The sequence below is a fragment of the Lichenifustis flavocetrariae genome (assembly GCF_026130545.1).
GTDB classification, from domain to species: domain Bacteria; phylum Pseudomonadota; class Alphaproteobacteria; order Rhizobiales; family Beijerinckiaceae; genus Lichenihabitans; species Lichenihabitans flavocetrariae.
This window is the reverse complement of the sequence record NZ_JAMOIM010000004.1, coordinates 334,771-350,631: the sequence shown is the minus strand read 5'-3', so window position 1 is coordinate 350,631 and position 15,861 is coordinate 334,771. Positions and strand designations below refer to the sequence as shown.

11 protein-coding genes are annotated in these 15,861 nt (G+C 63.1%); 3 read left to right on the top strand and 8 right to left on the bottom strand.

Annotated features, from left to right (window positions below):
- Positions 1 to 21: 21 nt before the first annotated feature.
- The 3 genes from murI to M8523_RS09025 all read right to left on the bottom strand — a co-directional run bounded on the left by murI (position 22) and on the right by M8523_RS09025 (position 2,372).
- Positions 22 to 927 carry a glutamate racemase gene (gene murI, locus M8523_RS09035; protein ID WP_282584507.1) on the bottom strand — a complete coding sequence of 302 codons (906 nt, stop codon included), beginning with the start codon at positions 925 to 927 and terminating at the stop codon, positions 22 to 24.
- Positions 928 to 991: 64 nt separating this feature from the next.
- Positions 992 to 1,330 carry a heme-degrading protein HmuQ gene (hmuQ, locus tag M8523_RS09030; RefSeq protein WP_282584506.1) on the bottom strand — a complete coding sequence of 113 codons (339 nt, stop codon included), beginning with the start codon at positions 1,328 to 1,330 and terminating at the stop codon, positions 992 to 994.
- Positions 1,331 to 1,385: 55 nt separating this feature from the next.
- A complete protein-coding gene (locus tag M8523_RS09025; RefSeq protein WP_282584505.1) occupies positions 1,386 to 2,372 on the bottom strand; it encodes a DUF2891 domain-containing protein in 987 nt (328 codons plus the stop codon).
- Positions 2,373 to 2,554: 182 nt separating this feature from the next.
- On the opposite strand from M8523_RS09025, the gene cpdR reads away from it, so the two are divergent.
- Genes cpdR through M8523_RS09010 form a run of 3 tightly spaced genes read left to right on the top strand, consistent with a single transcriptional unit; the run spans position 2,555 to position 4,315 of the window.
- On the top strand, positions 2,555 to 2,932 hold the full coding sequence (cpdR, locus tag M8523_RS09020) for a cell cycle two-component system response regulator CpdR (RefSeq protein ID WP_282584504.1): 378 nt from the start codon (positions 2,555 to 2,557) through the stop codon (positions 2,930 to 2,932).
- Between the two features lie 59 nt (positions 2,933 to 2,991).
- Positions 2,992 to 3,627 carry a short chain dehydrogenase gene (locus tag M8523_RS09015; RefSeq protein ID WP_282584503.1) on the top strand — a complete coding sequence of 212 codons (636 nt, stop codon included), beginning with the start codon at positions 2,992 to 2,994 and terminating at the stop codon, positions 3,625 to 3,627.
- A 13-nt stretch (positions 3,628 to 3,640) separates the two neighbouring features.
- Positions 3,641 to 4,315 (top strand): phosphatase PAP2 family protein, encoded by a 675-nt coding sequence (locus M8523_RS09010; protein ID WP_282584502.1) that lies wholly within the window; start codon positions 3,641 to 3,643, stop codon positions 4,313 to 4,315.
- 9 nt (positions 4,316 to 4,324) lie between these two features.
- On the opposite strand, the gene M8523_RS09005 is transcribed toward M8523_RS09010, so the two are convergent.
- The 5 genes from M8523_RS09005 to rplJ form a co-directional block, all read right to left on the bottom strand.
- Entirely contained in the window at positions 4,325 to 5,266 is a 942-nt protein-coding gene (locus tag M8523_RS09005; protein ID WP_282584501.1) for an NAD-dependent epimerase/dehydratase family protein, read from the bottom strand.
- Between the two features lie 130 nt (positions 5,267 to 5,396).
- Positions 5,397 to 9,578, bottom strand: coding sequence for a DNA-directed RNA polymerase subunit beta' (gene rpoC / locus M8523_RS09000; RefSeq protein WP_282584500.1), 4,182 nt, complete (start codon positions 9,576 to 9,578; stop codon positions 5,397 to 5,399).
- Positions 9,579 to 9,810: 232 nt separating this feature from the next.
- Positions 9,811 to 13,932, bottom strand: coding sequence for a DNA-directed RNA polymerase subunit beta (rpoB, locus tag M8523_RS08995; protein WP_282584499.1), 4,122 nt, complete (start codon positions 13,930 to 13,932; stop codon positions 9,811 to 9,813).
- Positions 13,933 to 14,346: 414 nt separating this feature from the next.
- The gene (gene rplL / locus M8523_RS08990) at positions 14,347 to 14,721 is read right to left on the bottom strand and encodes a 50S ribosomal protein L7/L12 (protein WP_282584498.1); all 375 of its coding nucleotides are present in this window, start codon (positions 14,719 to 14,721) and stop codon (positions 14,347 to 14,349) included.
- 70 nt (positions 14,722 to 14,791) lie between these two features.
- Positions 14,792 to 15,313: a 50S ribosomal protein L10 gene (rplJ, locus tag M8523_RS08985; RefSeq protein ID WP_282584497.1), complete on the bottom strand. Its 522-nt coding sequence runs from the start codon at positions 15,311 to 15,313 to the stop codon at positions 14,792 to 14,794.
- Positions 15,314 to 15,861 lie beyond the last annotated feature (548 nt).

Here is a 15,861-nt window from a genome sequence, read left to right as displayed (position 1 = left end):
CCCCATGGTGTTGTTGCGGGCCTAGACGGCGGCCTCGCGCGCGAGCGCGGTTAAAGCCCGGCTGTGCTGCCAACGCAATCCGCAGCTGGCCATGAAGTTCTCGACCGCTTCGCCCGGAGGGCGATTGCTTGTGAGAAAGGCGGGCGCGAGACCTTCGACGGGAGCTGCTGGGAGAGCACCCCGCTCTTCCAGAACGCGCTCGACGCGACGCGCGATGGCGGGCGCGGGATCGATCCAAGTGACCGGCCATGGCGCGACAGCGACAAGACGCGGCAAAATCAAAGGGTAATGGGTGCAGGCCAGAACGATCGTATCGGTGCGCCCCGCGGCGGTCTGAACGAAGGCCGGTGCGATCTCCTGCAGAAGCGCCGCGTCGTCGACGTGGTTACGGCGCATCGCTCGCTCGGCGAGCGCCGCAAGCCCGCGCGCTCCGACCAGGGTGACGGCGCAGTCGCTCGCGTAGGTCTCGACCAGGTCGCGGGTGTAGTCACGCACCACGGTGCCGGGCGTGGCCAGCACGCTGATGCATTTGCTGTGCGACGCCAGAGCCGCCGGCTTGATGGCCGGAACCGTGCCGACGAAGACAACCTCCGGCCAATGCGCCCGCAATGGCGCCAGAACCACCGTCGAGATCGTGTGGCAGGCGATGACGATCACATCCGGAGCAAGGGCGTCGATGAGCGCGCCCATCACGACCGTCATCCGATCGAGCACCGCCTGCTCACTCAGATTGCCATAGGGGAACACGGCGTCATCGGCCGTGTAAAACAGCGTCGCTCCCTCGGCGATGCGGCGCACATCCGGGTAGACGGAGAGGCCGCCAAGCCCAGAATCGAACACCAGAATGCGCGCGGGGCGCGCCGCGACTGCCGAGGATTGCGGCAGCGAAAACCTTTGCTTCGCGCCTGCCACGAGATCAAACACCATGCACCTGCTTTAAAGCCGGACGCGCCATTACAGCAAGCCATGCTTAAGAACAGGTTGCTCACCCCTACTCGGCGGCCACCTTGGCCCGCGTGTTCTTGACGGTCTGAATCACGTCGAACCCTTCGAATTCCGGATGGCCGAGATACATCGGCTTCGTGCCGCCCGCGCCCCGATGGGAGGCGCGGAACTGCTCGGAGGTCGTCCAATCCGTGAAGACCTGCCGGTTCGCCCAGATCGTATGCGAGGAATAGAGCACATGATCGTCGCGCTCCGGCCCACGCAGCATGTGGAATTCAATGAAGCCCGGCACAGTGTCGAGGTGCGACTCGCGTGAGAGCCACAGATGCTCGAAGGACTCCTCTTCTCCCTTGATGACCTTGAAGCGATTCATGGCGATGAACATGGCGTTCTCCTTGCTGCAGGCCGCAGTGTAGCGGGACCGCCGGGTTTCGGCGAGGTCATCCCTGAAGCGCCAGAAGGGCGAAGCTCGCGAGCCAGTGCGCCCCCATATAATGGCCGTCGAGTGCAGGCAGGCTCGCGGCCAGATGTGCTGCGACTGCTACCTCGGCGCGGGTGCGAACCGGGTGGCTGTCCGGCAAGTCGCGGAGCAGGGATCGCCAGCACCAAGCCCGGCTGAGATTGAGCCCGTCGAGATGCGCGATCTTCCCATCCGTCCTGTCGCTCGCCACGGCAGGCAGGAAAAGCGTCGCGGGCACGCCGGCGCCGAGCTGCGGGAGAAAGCGGTCGAACCAGGACAGGAAGGCCTCAGGGGAGAGCACGTGGCGCATGCATTCGGCCTCGATCAGCGCCGAGGAGAGGAAATCGTCGCCGCTCGGCTCCCAGGCTTGGCAGTCGACATCCGCACCGTACCAGCGGCGCGCCGTCTCCTCGATCAGACTGATGAGCTCCGTATCCACCGCGTCGTCGGCCGCGAGGCGTAGCGCGAAGGCGGTATTGCCGTGCGTCCCGGCCCGGATCGGATAGGTGGCACGCGGCAGAAAGTCTTTGAAGCGATCACCTATCAGCGTGGCGAGCGGCGCCACGGCCGCAGCCCAGGGCTGGTCCGCGTGCCTTCGCAGTTCCGCCGAAAGAGCCAGCAGCCAAGCCCAGCCGTACGGCCGCTCGAAGCCACGGGCCGCAGGTCGCGCGAAATAGGCGCATTCTCCAGCCATCCGCTCTGGGGTCAGCGCCTCATCGAACAGGAGACGGGTATCCCGGCTTGTCGCGGCCTCGGGATAGAGCCGCAGAAGCCGTGCCAGCATCCAGTAGGTGTGAACGCAGGAATGCCAGTCGAAACTGCCGAAGAACACGGGATGCAGATGGCGCGGCCCCCCGATCACGTCCGGCCCTTCGATGACATGATCGAGCTTGTGCGGATATTCCCGCGCAACGTGGCTGAGGCCGATGCCGGCCAGGCTGGTCGCGGTCGCACTATTCAGCATCATCGCGGTTCCCTCCTTGTCATCACCTCGATGTCGACCTGCCATTCAAGCTCTTCGACGCCGTCTGCGGGTAAAGCGGTCACACCCGCAAAAAAGCAGTTGCTGCGCTCCCACTTGAATCTTTGGGTTTAGCTGGAATTAACCACCCTCGGCCCTTATGGTACCTGGAACCCAAGGAACACGACATGGACAAGGTCGAGCCAGTCACGCGCATTCTTCTGGCCGAAGACGACAACGACATGCGGCGATTTCTCGTCAAGGCCTTGCAGAACGCGGGCTTTACGGTCGCTTCGTTCGACAATGGCCTGTCGGCCTATCATCGTCTGCGCGAAGAACCTTTCGAACTCCTCCTGACCGATATCGTGATGCCGGAGATGGACGGCATCGAACTCGCGCGCCGCGCGACCGAACTCGACCCGGACATCAAGGTGATGTTCATCACGGGTTTCGCGGCCGTCGCCTTAAATCCCGACAATAACGCGCCGCGCGACGCCAAGATCCTGTCGAAGCCCTTCCACCTCAAGGATCTGGTCGGCGAAGTGCAGCGGCTCCTCGCCGCCTGAGCCTTCCGGCCTGAGGAGTTTTCGGCTAAGCCTTCGCGCATTTGCCGAAGGACGACGCCATGCCGCAATCGACCCGCCTCCGTATTCTCCTGGTCGGAGCCTCCGGTGTCCTGGGGCGGGCCGTCGACGCGGCGCTCAGCGAGCGGCACGATCTGATCCGGGCCGGTTCGAAATCGGGTGAGGTCCGGATCGACATCGCCGACCCGGCGAGCATCCTTCAAGGCCTCAACGAAGCCGGCCCTGTCGATGCCGTATGTTGTACGGCCGGCAAGGTCAACTTTCCCCCACTCGCCAGCGTCGAACCCCAGACCCTTGCAAGCTCGGTCTACGGGCTCGGCCTCGCCAACAAGCTGATGGGCCAGGTGAACCTGGCCCTCGCGGCACGTCGAAGCCTCCGTGACGGCGGTTCGATCACGCTGATTTCCGGCATCCTGTCCGAAGCCCCGATCCCGGGCGGCTCTTCGGCCGCCATGGTGAATGCCGCTCTGGAAGGCTTCGTTCGCACGGCGGCATGCGAACTTCCCCGCGGTCTGCGTCTCAATCTCGTGAGCCCGACCGTCTTCACCGAATCCATGGCGGATTACGGACCCTTCTTCCCGGGCTTCGAGCCCGTCCCGGTGGCTAAGGCCGCGCTGGCCTATTGCCGCAGCGTCGAAGGCATCCAGACGGGACAAGTCTACCGGGTCGGGTTCTGAACGGGTCCGCACGGTGAGCCGCTTCGCGATCCCGGCCGCACTCTGCGGCGCCACCTTTCTCGCCGCCCTGGTGTTCGGTCTCGACCCAGCGCTCGATCTAACGACCGCCGCGTTGTTCTATGCCGGCAATGGCACCTTCGTCGGCGAGATGGGCCTCGGCGGCGCGGCTCGCCGGCTCTTCTACTGGATCCCCACCGCCGTGGTGATCCTCAATGTCCTGCTCTACAGCGCACGTCGTCTTGGCGTCGGCCGATGGTGGGCTCCGACCGGGCGAGGTGTTGTCTTCGTCCTGCTGACATTCGCGGTGGGCCCGGGGCTGGTGGCGAATACGCTGCTCAAGGAGCATTCACATCGGCCGCGCCCCTATCAGACGACAGATTTCGGGGGTGATCAGCCGTTCCGGCCGTTCTACACTTTCGACGGGGCGTGCCAGCGCAACTGTTCCTTCGTGTCGGGCGAGGGAGCGACAAGCGCCTGGACGCTCGGCCCCGCCTTGCTGCTGCCCCTGCCCTGGCGCGGGGCGGCGGTTGCCGCCTCGCTCGCCTTCGCGCTGTGTTCTGGCCTGCTGCGGATGGCCTTTGGCGGGCACTATTTCAGCGATGCCGTCTTCGCGGTCCTGTTCACCTGGATCGTTCTCTGGTTAGGCTGGATCGCGATCCGGCCGCGCGGGAGCGGCCTGGGTCGCTGAAGCATCGGCTCAGGCGACGTCGGCCGCACCCAGGCGACCGTCGCGGGTGAGAGCCGCGAACCGCGTCAGGGTCTCGGCCACACCCTCGGCAAGACTCCACCTGCGGTAATCCCCGAGGAACTCTCTAATCGGCGCATCCGAGAGGTCCGCCGGGAAGGGAAACGAGGCGCCATGGCCGCTCACCTCCGCCTGCGGAACATGCTCACGCACGAGGGTAAGAACGCTCTCGATCGTCGAGGCGACCCCGTTGAGGTCGAACACGGGCGCGCCGACACGATCTTCCGACACGGCCTTCACGAAAGCCGACGCGACCTCGCGCACATAGAGAAACGGGAACGGCCCGGTATACGGGACCGTGTAAGGCTTGCCGACGACCGCTGCCACCATCGCAACGGTCGGGGCTGCGCTCATGCCCTGGTCGCGCGCCGGACCGTAGACCACACCGGGCCGGATTCCGACGCTCGGGACCTGCCAATCCTGCCAATACACTTGGGCCATCGCTTCGCCGCAGGCCTTGTGGGCACCATAGAGTGTCGCCAGCCAGGGACTATCGGGTGTCATCCCCTGAATCGCGATGGAACTCGCATAAGCGAGCCGCTTGATGCCGAGGGCCCGCGCCGTTTCCAGCACGTTGACGGTTCCGAGCACGTTGACCTTGACCCCGGCCGCCGGATTGGCCTTGCAGAACGGCACCTGCAACGCGGCGAGATGGATGATGGCATTGACCCCATGCCGCTCCGCGAGACGGCGGAGATGCTCGCCGTCCGCGATATCACCCGTCTCCCAGATGATCTGGGAAAGGGCGGCCTCATCCATCGCGAGGCGAGGGCGCCGCCTGTCATCGGAAAGGTCGAAGCCGACGACCGTGACTCCGGCCTCGACCAGATCCTTCATCACCCAAGCGGCGATGCAGCCGCCGGCGCCCGTCACAAGAACGACATCTCTGGCCATGGCCCTGCCCTACCCGCCCCGTTTCAAACCTGGGTGACGCTGTCTGCCAGCAGCAGACTCGTCTCCCGTGATGCAAACGAAAAGGGGCGCCGAAGCGCCCCAAATCCTTCTTATGCCGCGTCGCGTCCGGTCACTCGGCTGCCGCGGGCGGCAGCGCCGGGAGCGGCGCCTTGGAGGTTTCCGTGCGCTGCTGCAGGATCATCTCGTCGCGCGAGGACGCCACACGACGGAGGCGGGCCATAGCGGCGCCGGTCCCGGCCGGGATGAGGCGGCCGACGATGACATTCTCCTTCAGCCCTTCCAGCGTATCGATCTTCCCGTTGACCGCCGCCTCGGTGAGGACGCGGGTGGTCTCCTGGAACGACGCGGCCGAGATGAACGAACGCGTCTGCAAGCTCGCCTTGGTGATGCCGAGCAGCACGGGCGTACCGGTCGCGATCTTGCCGCCGATCGCGATGACCTGCTGGTTGGCATATTCGAGTTCGGTCTGGTCGACCTGCTCGCCCGACAGGAAGGTCGTGTCGCCGGGATCGACGATATCGACCTTCTGCAGCATCTGCCGCACGATCACCTCGATGTGCTTGTCGTTGATCGACACGCCCTGGAGGCGATAGACCTCCTGGATCTCGTTCACCAAGTAAGCCGCAAGCTCCTCGACGCCCTTGACCGCAAGAATGTCATGCGGAGCCGGGTTGCCGTCCACGATATAGTCACCCTTCTCCACGACGTCGCCGTCCTGCAGATGGATGTGCTTGCCCTTCGGGATCAGATACTCGACCGCATCCGCATCGCCGTCGTGTGGGACGATCGAGAGGCGCTGCTTGTTCTTGTAGTCCTTGCCGAATTGCACCGTGCCGGAGGCTTCCGCGATGATCGCATGGTCCTTCGGACGCCGCGCTTCGAAAAGCTCGGCGACGCGGGGAAGACCACCCGTGATGTCACGCGTCTTGGCGCCTTCCATCGAGATACGGGCGATGACGTCGCCGGCATTCACCTTCGCACCCGGGTCGAACGGGATGATCGACTCGACCGGAAGCAGGTAGCGGGCGTCGCCGCCGCGCGCCAACTTGCCGATCTTCCCGTCCGTGCCCTTGATGACCATCGCGGGCTTGAGGCTGGCCGAGCGCTGGTTCAAGCGCCAGTCCATCACGACGCGCTTGGCAATACCGGTCGCCTCGTCGATCGACTCCGACATCGAAGCGCCTTCGACAAGATCCTCGTACCCGATCACACCGTCGATCTCGGTCATGATGGGACGTGTATAGGGGTCCCATTCGGCGAGACGCTGGCCGCGCTTCACCTGATCCCCGTCGTCGACCTTGAGACGCGACCCGTATTGCACGCGGTGTACCGCCCGCTCGGCACCGTCGGATCCGATGATGACGATCGCGACGTTGCGCGCCATCACCATGAGATCGCCTTCGGAGTTCCGTGCGACGTTGCGGTTGCGGATCTTCACCGTGCCGTCGAAATTCGACTCGATGAAGCTCTGATCAGCGATCTGCGCCGCGCCGCCGATGTGGAAGGTGCGCATGGTGAGCTGCGTGCCCGGCTCGCCGATCGACTGCGCCGCGATGACACCCACCGCCTCGCCGATGTTGACCGGTGTCCCGCGCGCCAGATCACGCCCGTAGCACTTGCCGCAGACGCCGTTCTTGGCTTCGCAGGTCAAGACCGAACGGATCTTCACCTCCTGGATACCGGCCGCGTTGATGCGATCGATATGCCATTCCTGGATCATCTCGCCGGTCTTGACGATGACGGTCCCGTCCTGGCTGCAGAGGTCCTCGGCCGTGGTCCGGCCCAGGATGCGGATCGCCAGCGAGGCCACGACCTGGCCCGCGTCGATGATGGCGCGCATGCGGATGCCATTCTCCGACCCGCAATCCGGGGTCGTGATGATGGCGTCCTGCGCGACGTCGACGAGGCGGCGGGTCAGATATCCTGAGTTCGCCGTCTTCAACGCGGTATCGGCCAGACCCTTGCGGGCGCCGTGGGTCGAGTTGAAGTATTCAAGAACGGTCAGACCTTCCTTAAAGTTCGAGATGATCGGCGTCTCGATGATCTCGCCCGACGGCTTGGCCATCAGGCCGCGCATCGCGGCGAGCTGCTTCATCTGGGCGGGCGACCCACGCGCACCGGAGTGAGCCATCATGTAGATGGAGTTCACCGGCAGATCCTTGCCGTGCTCATCCTTCTTGGTGGTCGAGATGCGCAGCATCATCTCTTCCGCCAGCTTGTCGGAGCACTTGGCCCAGGCGTCGACGACCTTGTTGTACTTCTCGCCCTGGGTGATCAGGCCGTCATTGTATTGCTGCTCGTATTCCTTGGCGAGCGAGCGCGTGTTCTCGATGATCGCCGGCTTGGTCTCCGGCACGACCATGTCGTCCTTGCCGAACGAAATGCCGGCCCGGAAGGCCTCGCGGAAGCCGAGTGCCATGATGCGATCGCAGAAGATGACCGTCTCCTTCTGCCCGCAGTTGCGGTAGACGGTGTCGATCATGTTCGAGATCTCTTTCTTCGTCATCAACTTGTTGGCGACGTCGAACGGGATCTTGTTGTGCTTGGGCAGGAGCTGACCGAGGATCATGCGGCCGGGTGTCGTGTCGAAGATCTTCGACACGCGGTTGCCATTCGCATCATAGGTCCAGGCGCGGCCCCTGATCTTGGTGTGCAGGGTCACGGACTTCGAATAGAGCGCGTGCTCGATCTCGCCCTGGCTCGAGAACATCATACCCTGGCCGATATCGCCGTCGCGCATCAGCGTGACGTAATAAAGCCCGAGCACAATATCCTGCGATGGCACGATGATTGGCAGGCCATTGGCCGGATGCAGGATGTTGTTGGTCGACATCATCAGCACGCGCGCTTCCAACTGCGCTTCGAGCGACAGCGGGACGTGCACGGCCATCTGGTCGCCGTCGAAGTCAGCGTTGAAGGCCGCGCAGACGAGCGGATGCAGCTGGATCGCCTTGCCTTCGATGAGGATCGGCTCGAAGGCCTGGATGCCGAGGCGATGCAGCGTCGGGGCGCGGTTGAGCATGATCGGATGTTCGCGGATCACCTCGTCGAGGATGTCCCAAACCTCCGGCTTCTCCTTCTCGACAAGCTTCTTGGCCTGCTTCACGGTCGTGGAGAGGCCCTTGGCGTCGAGCCGCGAGTAGATGAACGGCTTGAACAGTTCGAGCGCCATCTTCTTCGGCAGGCCGCACTGGTGCAGCTTCAGCTCGGGACCGACCACGATCACGGAGCGGCCCGAATAGTCGACGCGCTTGCCGAGCAGGTTCTGGCGGAACCGGCCCTGCTTGCCCTTGAGCATGTCGGAGAGCGACTTCAGCGGACGCTTGTTGGCGCCTGTGATGACGCGGCCGCGTCGGCCGTTATCGAACAAGGCATCGACCGCTTCTTGAAGCATGCGCTTCTCGTTGCGGATAATGATGTCCGGCGCGCGCAGCTCGATCAGGCGACGCAGACGGTTGTTGCGATTGATGACGCGGCGGTAGAGGTCGTTCAGGTCCGAGGTCGCGAAGCGGCCGCCGTCGAGCGGTACCAGCGGGCGCAGATCCGGCGGGATGACGGGCACTTCGGTCAGGATCATCCACTCGGGCTTGTTGCCCGAATGCATGAAGGCCTCGATGATCTTCAGGCGCTTGGCGAGTTTCTTGGGCTTCAGCTCGGTGGTAGCCTCGGAGATCTCGACCTTGAGATCTTCGGCGATCCTGGCGAGGTCCATGTTGCGCAGGATCTCGCGGATGGCCTCCGCGCCGATCATGGCCGTGAATGAATCCTGACCGTATTCGTCCTGAGCCCGCAGATACTCGTCTTCCGACAGCAACTGCCGGTCCTTGAGCGGCGTCAGGCCGGGCTCGATCGTGATGTAGGACTCGAAATACAGGATGCGCTCGAGATCCTTGAGCGTCATGTCGAGCAGCAGGCCGATACGCGACGGCAGGCTCTTCAGGAACCAGATATGCGCCACGGGAGCGGCCAGCGAAATATGGCCCATGCGCTCGCGCCGGACGCGCGACAGCGTGACCTCGACGCCGCATTTCTCGCAGATGACGCCCTTGTACTTCATGCGCTTGTACTTGCCGCACAAGCACTCGTAGTCCTTGATGGGCCCGAAGATGCGGGCGCAGAACAACCCGTCCCGCTCCGGCTTGAAGGTGCGGTAGTTGATCGTCTCGGGCTTCTTGATCTCACCAAAGCTCCACGAGAGAATCTTCTCGGGACTGGCGATCGCGATCTGAATCTGGTCGAAGGCCGGAGCCTGGACGACCGGATTGAAGAGATTCATGACCTCTTGATTCATAACCTACTCCTGAACCGGGCGCCGGAATGGCCTCCGCTGCACCCGCCATCGGACGTGCTGTATTCGTTCTTCACGGGCCTGCTTCACGAAAGCGGCAGGCTCATGGCCCGATCGGTGCGTCACACCGACCGGAAGACTTGTTCATCCGTCATCGCGAGGCGCAGAACGCGCCGCGGCAATCCAGACAGCGCCGCAACAATGGGTCGCGGCGCATCGCTTGCTATGACGGGTTTTACTCAGCCGCCTCGGCGGTCGGCCCTTCGATCTTGACCGACTGGGTCAATTCCACGTTGAGACCAAGCGAGCGCATTTCCTTGACCAGCACGTTGAAGCTCTCAGGGATGCCGGATTCGAACGTGTCGTCCCCGCGAACGATCGATTCGTAGACTTTGGTACGACCCGCGACGTCATCCGACTTCACGGTCAGCATTTCCTGCAGCGTGTAGGCAGCGCCGTAGGCTTCCAGCGCCCAGACCTCCATCTCGCCGAAACGCTGGCCGCCGAACTGCGCCTTGCCGCCCAGTGGCTGCTGGGTCACGAGGCTGTAGGGGCCGATCGACCGGGCGTGGATCTTGTCGTCCACAAGGTGATGCAGCTTCAGCATATAGATGTAGCCTACCGTGACCTTGCGGTCGAAGGTGTCGCCGGTGCGTCCGTCATAGAGCGTCACCTGACCCGAAGCATCGAGCCCTGCCTGCTCCAGAAGCTCGACGATGTCGGGCTCGTGCGCGCCGTTGAACACGGGCGTCGCAATCGGCACGCCGCGCTTCAGATTATGGGCGAGTTCGAGAAGCGCCACGTCATCGAGCCCTGTGACCTGCTCGTTGTCGCCATAGATCCCGTGCAGCGTCTCGCGCAGCGGCTTCGTCTCGGTCGCGCCCGCCTTCATATAGGCGTTCACGGCTTCGGCCACCTGCTTGCCGAGGCCCGCGCAGGCCCAGCCCAGATGCGTCTCCAGGATCTGTCCGACGTTCATGCGGCTCGGCACGCCCAGCGGGTTCAGCACGATATCGACCGGTGTGCCATCCTCGAGGAACGGCATGTCTTCCTGCGGGACGATCTTGGACACGACACCCTTGTTGCCGTGCCGGCCCGCCATCTTGTCGCCGGGCTGGATCTTGCGCTTCACGGCGACGAAGACCTTGACCATCTTCATCACGCCGGGCGGCAGCTCGTCGCCGCGCTGCAGCTTCTCGACCTTGTCGAGGAAGCGGCTCTCAAGCCCCTTCTTCGATTCGTCGTACTGCTTCCGCATGGCCTCGATCTCGCCCATGACGGAATCGTCTTCGACCGCGAACTGCCACCATTGCGAACGGGGAAATTCGCCGACGATTTCGCGGCTCAGAACAGTGTCCCTCTTGAAGCCCTTCGGGCCGGCGATGCCGGTCTTGCCCGACAGAGTCTGGGCCAGACGCGCGTAGACGTTGCGGTCCAAGATCGCGAGTTCGTCGTCACGGTCCTTGGCGAGCCGCTCGATCTCCTCGCGCTCGATCGCCTGGGCACGCTCGTCCTTGTCGACACCATGCCGGTTGAACACGCGCACTTCGACGATCGTGCCCTGCACGCCCGGAGGCACGCGGAGGGAGGTGTCGCGGACATCGGAGGCCTTTTCGCCGAAGATGGCACGCAGAAGCTTCTCTTCCGGCGTCATCGGGCTCTCGCCCTTCGGCGTGATCTTGCCGCACAGGATATCGCCGGCCATCACTTCGGCGCCGATATAGACGATGCCGGCTTCGTCGAGGTTCTTCAGCGCCTCTTCCGAGACGTTCGGAATGTCGCGCGTGATCTCCTCAGGCCCGAGCTTGGTGTCGCGGGCCATCACTTCGAATTCCTCGATATGGATCGAGGTGAACACATCCTCCTTGACGATCTTCTCGTTCAGCAGGATCGAATCTTCGAAGTTGTAGCCATTCCACGGCATGAAGGCGACCAGCACGTTGCGTCCAAGCGCCAGGTCACCGAGGTCGGTCGAAGGACCGTCCGCGATGATCTCACCCTTGTTGACGCGCTCGCCCACCCGCACCAGCGGCTTCTGGTTGATGCAGGTCGACTGGTTCGAGCGCTGGAACTTCATCAGCCGGTAGATGTCGACGCCGGGCTTGGCCGGATCGATCTCATCGGTTGCCCGGATGACGATACGGGTGGCATCGATCTGGTCGATGATTCCCGACCGCCGCGCCGCGATCGCGGCCCCGGAGTCACGTGCCACCACGGCTTCCATGCCGGTGCCCACGAAAGGCGCGTCGGCCTTCACCAACGGCACGGCCTGACGCTGCATGTTCGAGCCCATGAGGGCGCGGTTGGCGTCGTCGTTCTCGAGGAACGGGATCAACGCGGCCGCGACCGACACGAGCTGCTTCGGCGAAACGTCCATATAGTCGACACGCTCGCGTGGCACGAGCATCACGTCGCCGGCATGCCGGCAGAGCGTCAGATCCTCGGTCAGGGTCTGGTTGGCGTCCATCACCGCGTTGGCCTGCGCCACGTAGTGCTTGGATTCCTCCATCGCCGACAAATAGACGACCTCGTTCGACACGACATTGTCGCGCACACGGCGATAAGGCGCCTCGATGAAGCCATATTTGTTGACCCGCGCGAACGTCGCGAGCGAGTTGATGAGTCCGATGTTCGGGCCTTCCGGCGTTTCGATCGGGCAGATGCGGCCGTAATGCGTCGGATGCACGTCGCGCACCTCGAAGCCAGCGCGCTCGCGCGTCAGACCACCCGGGCCAAGCGCCGAAAGACGACGCTTGTGGGTGATTTCCGACAGCGGATTGGTCTGATCCATGAACTGCGACAGCTGCGACGAGCCGAAGAACTCGCGCACGGCCGCTGCGGCGGGCTTCGCGTTGATCAGATCCTGCGGCATCACCGTATCGATATCGACCGACGACATGCGCTCCTTGATGGCGCGCTCCATGCGCAGAAGTCCAAGGCGATACTGGTTCTCCATAAGCTCACCGACAGACCGCACGCGGCGGTTGCCGAGATGGTCGATGTCGTCGATCTCGCCGCGACCGTCGCGCAAGTCGACGAGCGCCCGCGTCACCGCCAGGATGTCTTCCTTGCGGAGGGTGCGGACCGTGTCCTCGGCGTCGAGGTCCATACGCATGTTCATCTTCACGCGGCCGACCGCCGACAGGTCGTAGCGCTCGGCGTCGAAGAACAGCGAGTCGAACATGTTCTGCGCGGTGTCGAGCGTCGGTGGCTCACCGGGGCGCATGACGCGGTAGATGTCGAAGAGCGCCTCTTCCCGTGAGGAGTTCTTGTCGATCGCCAACGTGTTCCGGATATACGGACCAATGTTGATGTGATCGATATCGAGGATCGGCAGGTCCTCGAAGCCGTGACCGAGCAAGATCGGCAACGTCTTGGCGGTGATCTCATCGCCCGCTTCGGCGAAGATCTCGCCGGTATTGGTGTCGTAGAGATCCTCGGCGATATATTGACCGTAAAGGTCGTCGTCTTGCGCCTTGAGGGCCTTGACGCCCTTCTCGGCCAGAAGGCGAACCGAACGCGCGGTCAGCTTCTTGCCGGATTCCACCACCACTTCGCCCGTGTCGGCGTCGATCAGATCAGCAGTGGTCTTGACACCCTTCAGGCGCTCGGCATCGAAAGGCACGCGCCATTCCGTGCCGATGCGGGTGTAGGCGATCTTTTTGTAGAAGGTCGAGAGAATCTCCTCGCCGTCCATGCCGAGGGCATAGAACAGCGACGTCGCCGGAATCTTGCGACGGCGATCAATACGGGCGTAGACGATATCCTTGGCATCGAATTCGATATCGAGCCAGGAGCCGCGATACGGGATAATGCGGGCCGCGAACAGCAGCTTGCCCGAGGAATGGCTCTTGCCCTTGTCATGGTCGAAGAACACGCCGGGCGAGCGATGCATCTGCGAGACGATGACACGCTCGGTGCCGTTGACGATGAAGGTGCCGTTCATGGTCATGAACGGCATGTCGCCCATGTAGACGTCCTGCTCCTTGATGTCCTTGACGGACTTGGCGCCGGTGTCCGGATCCACATCGAACACGATAAGGCGCAGCGTCACCTTCAAGGGCGCCGCGAAGGTCATGCCGCGCTGGCGGCACTCATCGACGTCGAACTTCGGCTGCTCGAACTCGTATTTTACGAATTCGAGGAGCGCCGTGCCGGCGAAATCGGAAATCGGAAAGACGGAGCGGAATACAGATTCCAGGCCCTCATCGGGCCGACCGCCTTCAGGTTCGTTAACAAGCAGAAACTGGTCGTACGAGGCTTTCTGCACCTCGATGAGATTCGGCATTTCCGCGACTTCGCGGATATGGCCGAAGAATTTGCGGACCCGTTTGCGGCCAGTGAACGTTTGCGCCATGTTGTTCCTCGCACCATCCGCCTCGCGCGGCCCTTGCGAACCGCCTGCCGCTTCCGACGTCCGATCGGAAGAGGCCCTTCAACGCCGGTGGAGACAAGACACCCGGCGATGCCCACAGCAGAAGCCGTGGCAGTAACTTCACGTTCAGAACCCTGTGACCTTCATGCTGAGCCGGCCGCGACGCGGGTCCGATAAAGCACGAACCGCACCAGATTCCGGCCGGTTCCACCCGGGGACCGGCCCTCCCAGCCGGCTCAGGATGAAGGTGGGTGTTCCAAACAACCCTTCGTCTACCAACGTTTGCATGGACACTCACAAACGCAGGAAAGGTCCCGGGGAGAACACCCCGGAACCTTGAGTCATGCTGCGATGCGACAGCGCGCGGACCCTGGCCGCGCCTTCGCATCCAACGACTTACTTGAGCTCGACCTTCGCGCCAGCCTTTTCGAGCTGAGCCTTGAGCTTTGCTCCGTCGTCCTTGGACACGCCTTCCTTGACGGCCTTCGGGGCACCTTCGACGAGATCCTTGGCTTCCTTGAGACCAAGGCCCGTGATGGCGCGGACTTCCTTAATCACTTCGATCTTCTTGTCGCCGACAGCGGTCAACATGACCGTGAATTCCGTCTGCTCTTCAACCGGAGCCGCAGCCGCAGCCGCCGGACCAGCCGCCACGGCGACCGCCGCAGCTGCCGAGACGCCCCACTTCTCTTCGAGCAACTTGGCGAGCTCAGCCGCCTCGAGCACGGTCAACGACGACAGGTCGTCGACGATCTTTTCAAGATTTGCCATTGTCTGTTCCTGATATCTGGTTTGGATTGATTGTTTGCAAGATGCCGGGCCTGGCGCTTGGCGCTAGACCCTAAGCCGCATCCGCATCTCGATCGGCATAGGCCTGGAACACGCGCGCGAGCTTCGCCGCCGGAGCGGTCGTGAGCTGAGCCACTTTCGTCGCGGGCGCCTGGATGAGGCCCACGATCTTGGCGCGCAGTTCGTCGAGCGAAGGCATCGTCGCAAGCGACTTCACCCCGTTGACGTCCAAGGCCGTCTTGCCCATGGCGCCACCCAGGATCACGAACTTGTCGAAATCCTTGGCAAAGGCCACAGCCACTTTCGGCGCCGCGACCGGATCGTCCGAATAGGCGATCAGGGTCGGTCCGCTCATCAGCGAACCGATCGACGCGACATCCGTGCCTTCGAGTGCGATTTTGGCAAGGCGGTTCTTGGCGACCTTGACGGTCGCGCCAGCGGCACGCATCTGCTTGCGCAGATTCTGCATCTGGGCGACGGTCAGGCCGGAATAGTGAGCCACCACCACGACCGACGTCTGTTCAAAGACGTCGTGGAGCGCGGTGACGAACTCCTTCTTTTCCGCTCTGTCCACAGCACACTCTCCGTAAGGGCGGCACACGAGGCACCGCCGCTGCACATGGATTTCAGCTCCGGCAGGCTGACCCGCCGCGGCCTGAAATCCTTTCGTGCCTGCCCTCCGGTACGATCCTTGAGGAATCGCGGCCGGACAGAGGGTCCAAACCAAATCGAGGCGCTTGGGCGAAAGCCCATGCTCCTCGTAAAAATCCGGTTCTTCCCCGTCTATGCTGGCCCGGATGGATTAAGGTGCCCAACCTGAGTCGAACGCCACCAGCAGTCTCGGACAGGACAAAGCCAACCTCCCAAAGGATCTCCCCCTGGGAACGTCAGCCCTTCCACCGCATCGAACCGAGGTTCTCCGCGGGAACTCGATGATTATAAGATGACGTCATAGCCGGTTCCCAACGCGCTGCCAAGGGGTCGGCGCGAGGTTTTTTGAGTTTGTCAAGCGGAGACCTGCAAAGCTTTACGGGCCGTGATGGCGGAAAATAGCCCGGGCCATCACTGGCGAAAAAGTCGTTGCATTTCGATAGGCCGCTATCTATTAGTAACCTATCTTCG

Excerpts from the sequence above, each read along its gene's own strand:
- M8523_RS09025 (WP_282584505.1), bottom strand. The coding sequence starts at position 2,372 with ATGATGCTGAATAGTGCGACCGCGACCAGCCTGGCCGGCATCGGCCTC.
- cpdR (WP_282584504.1), top strand. The coding sequence starts at position 2,555 with ATGGACAAGGTCGAGCCAGTCACGCGCATTCTTCTGGCCGAAGACGAC.
- rpoC (WP_282584500.1), bottom strand. The coding sequence starts at position 9,578 with ATGAATCAAGAGGTCATGAATCTCTTCAATCCGGTCGTCCAGGCTCCG.
- hmuQ (WP_282584506.1), bottom strand. The coding sequence starts at position 1,330 with ATGTTCATCGCCATGAATCGCTTCAAGGTCATCAAGGGAGAAGAGGAG.
- M8523_RS09015 (WP_282584503.1), top strand. The coding sequence starts at position 2,992 with ATGCCGCAATCGACCCGCCTCCGTATTCTCCTGGTCGGAGCCTCCGGT.
- M8523_RS09005 (WP_282584501.1), bottom strand. The coding sequence starts at position 5,266 with ATGGCCAGAGATGTCGTTCTTGTGACGGGCGCCGGCGGCTGCATCGCC.
- murI (WP_282584507.1), bottom strand. The coding sequence starts at position 927 with ATGGTGTTTGATCTCGTGGCAGGCGCGAAGCAAAGGTTTTCGCTGCCG.
- rpoB (WP_282584499.1), bottom strand. The coding sequence starts at position 13,932 with ATGGCGCAAACGTTCACTGGCCGCAAACGGGTCCGCAAATTCTTCGGC.
- rplL (WP_282584498.1), bottom strand. The coding sequence starts at position 14,721 with ATGGCAAATCTTGAAAAGATCGTCGACGACCTGTCGTCGTTGACCGTG.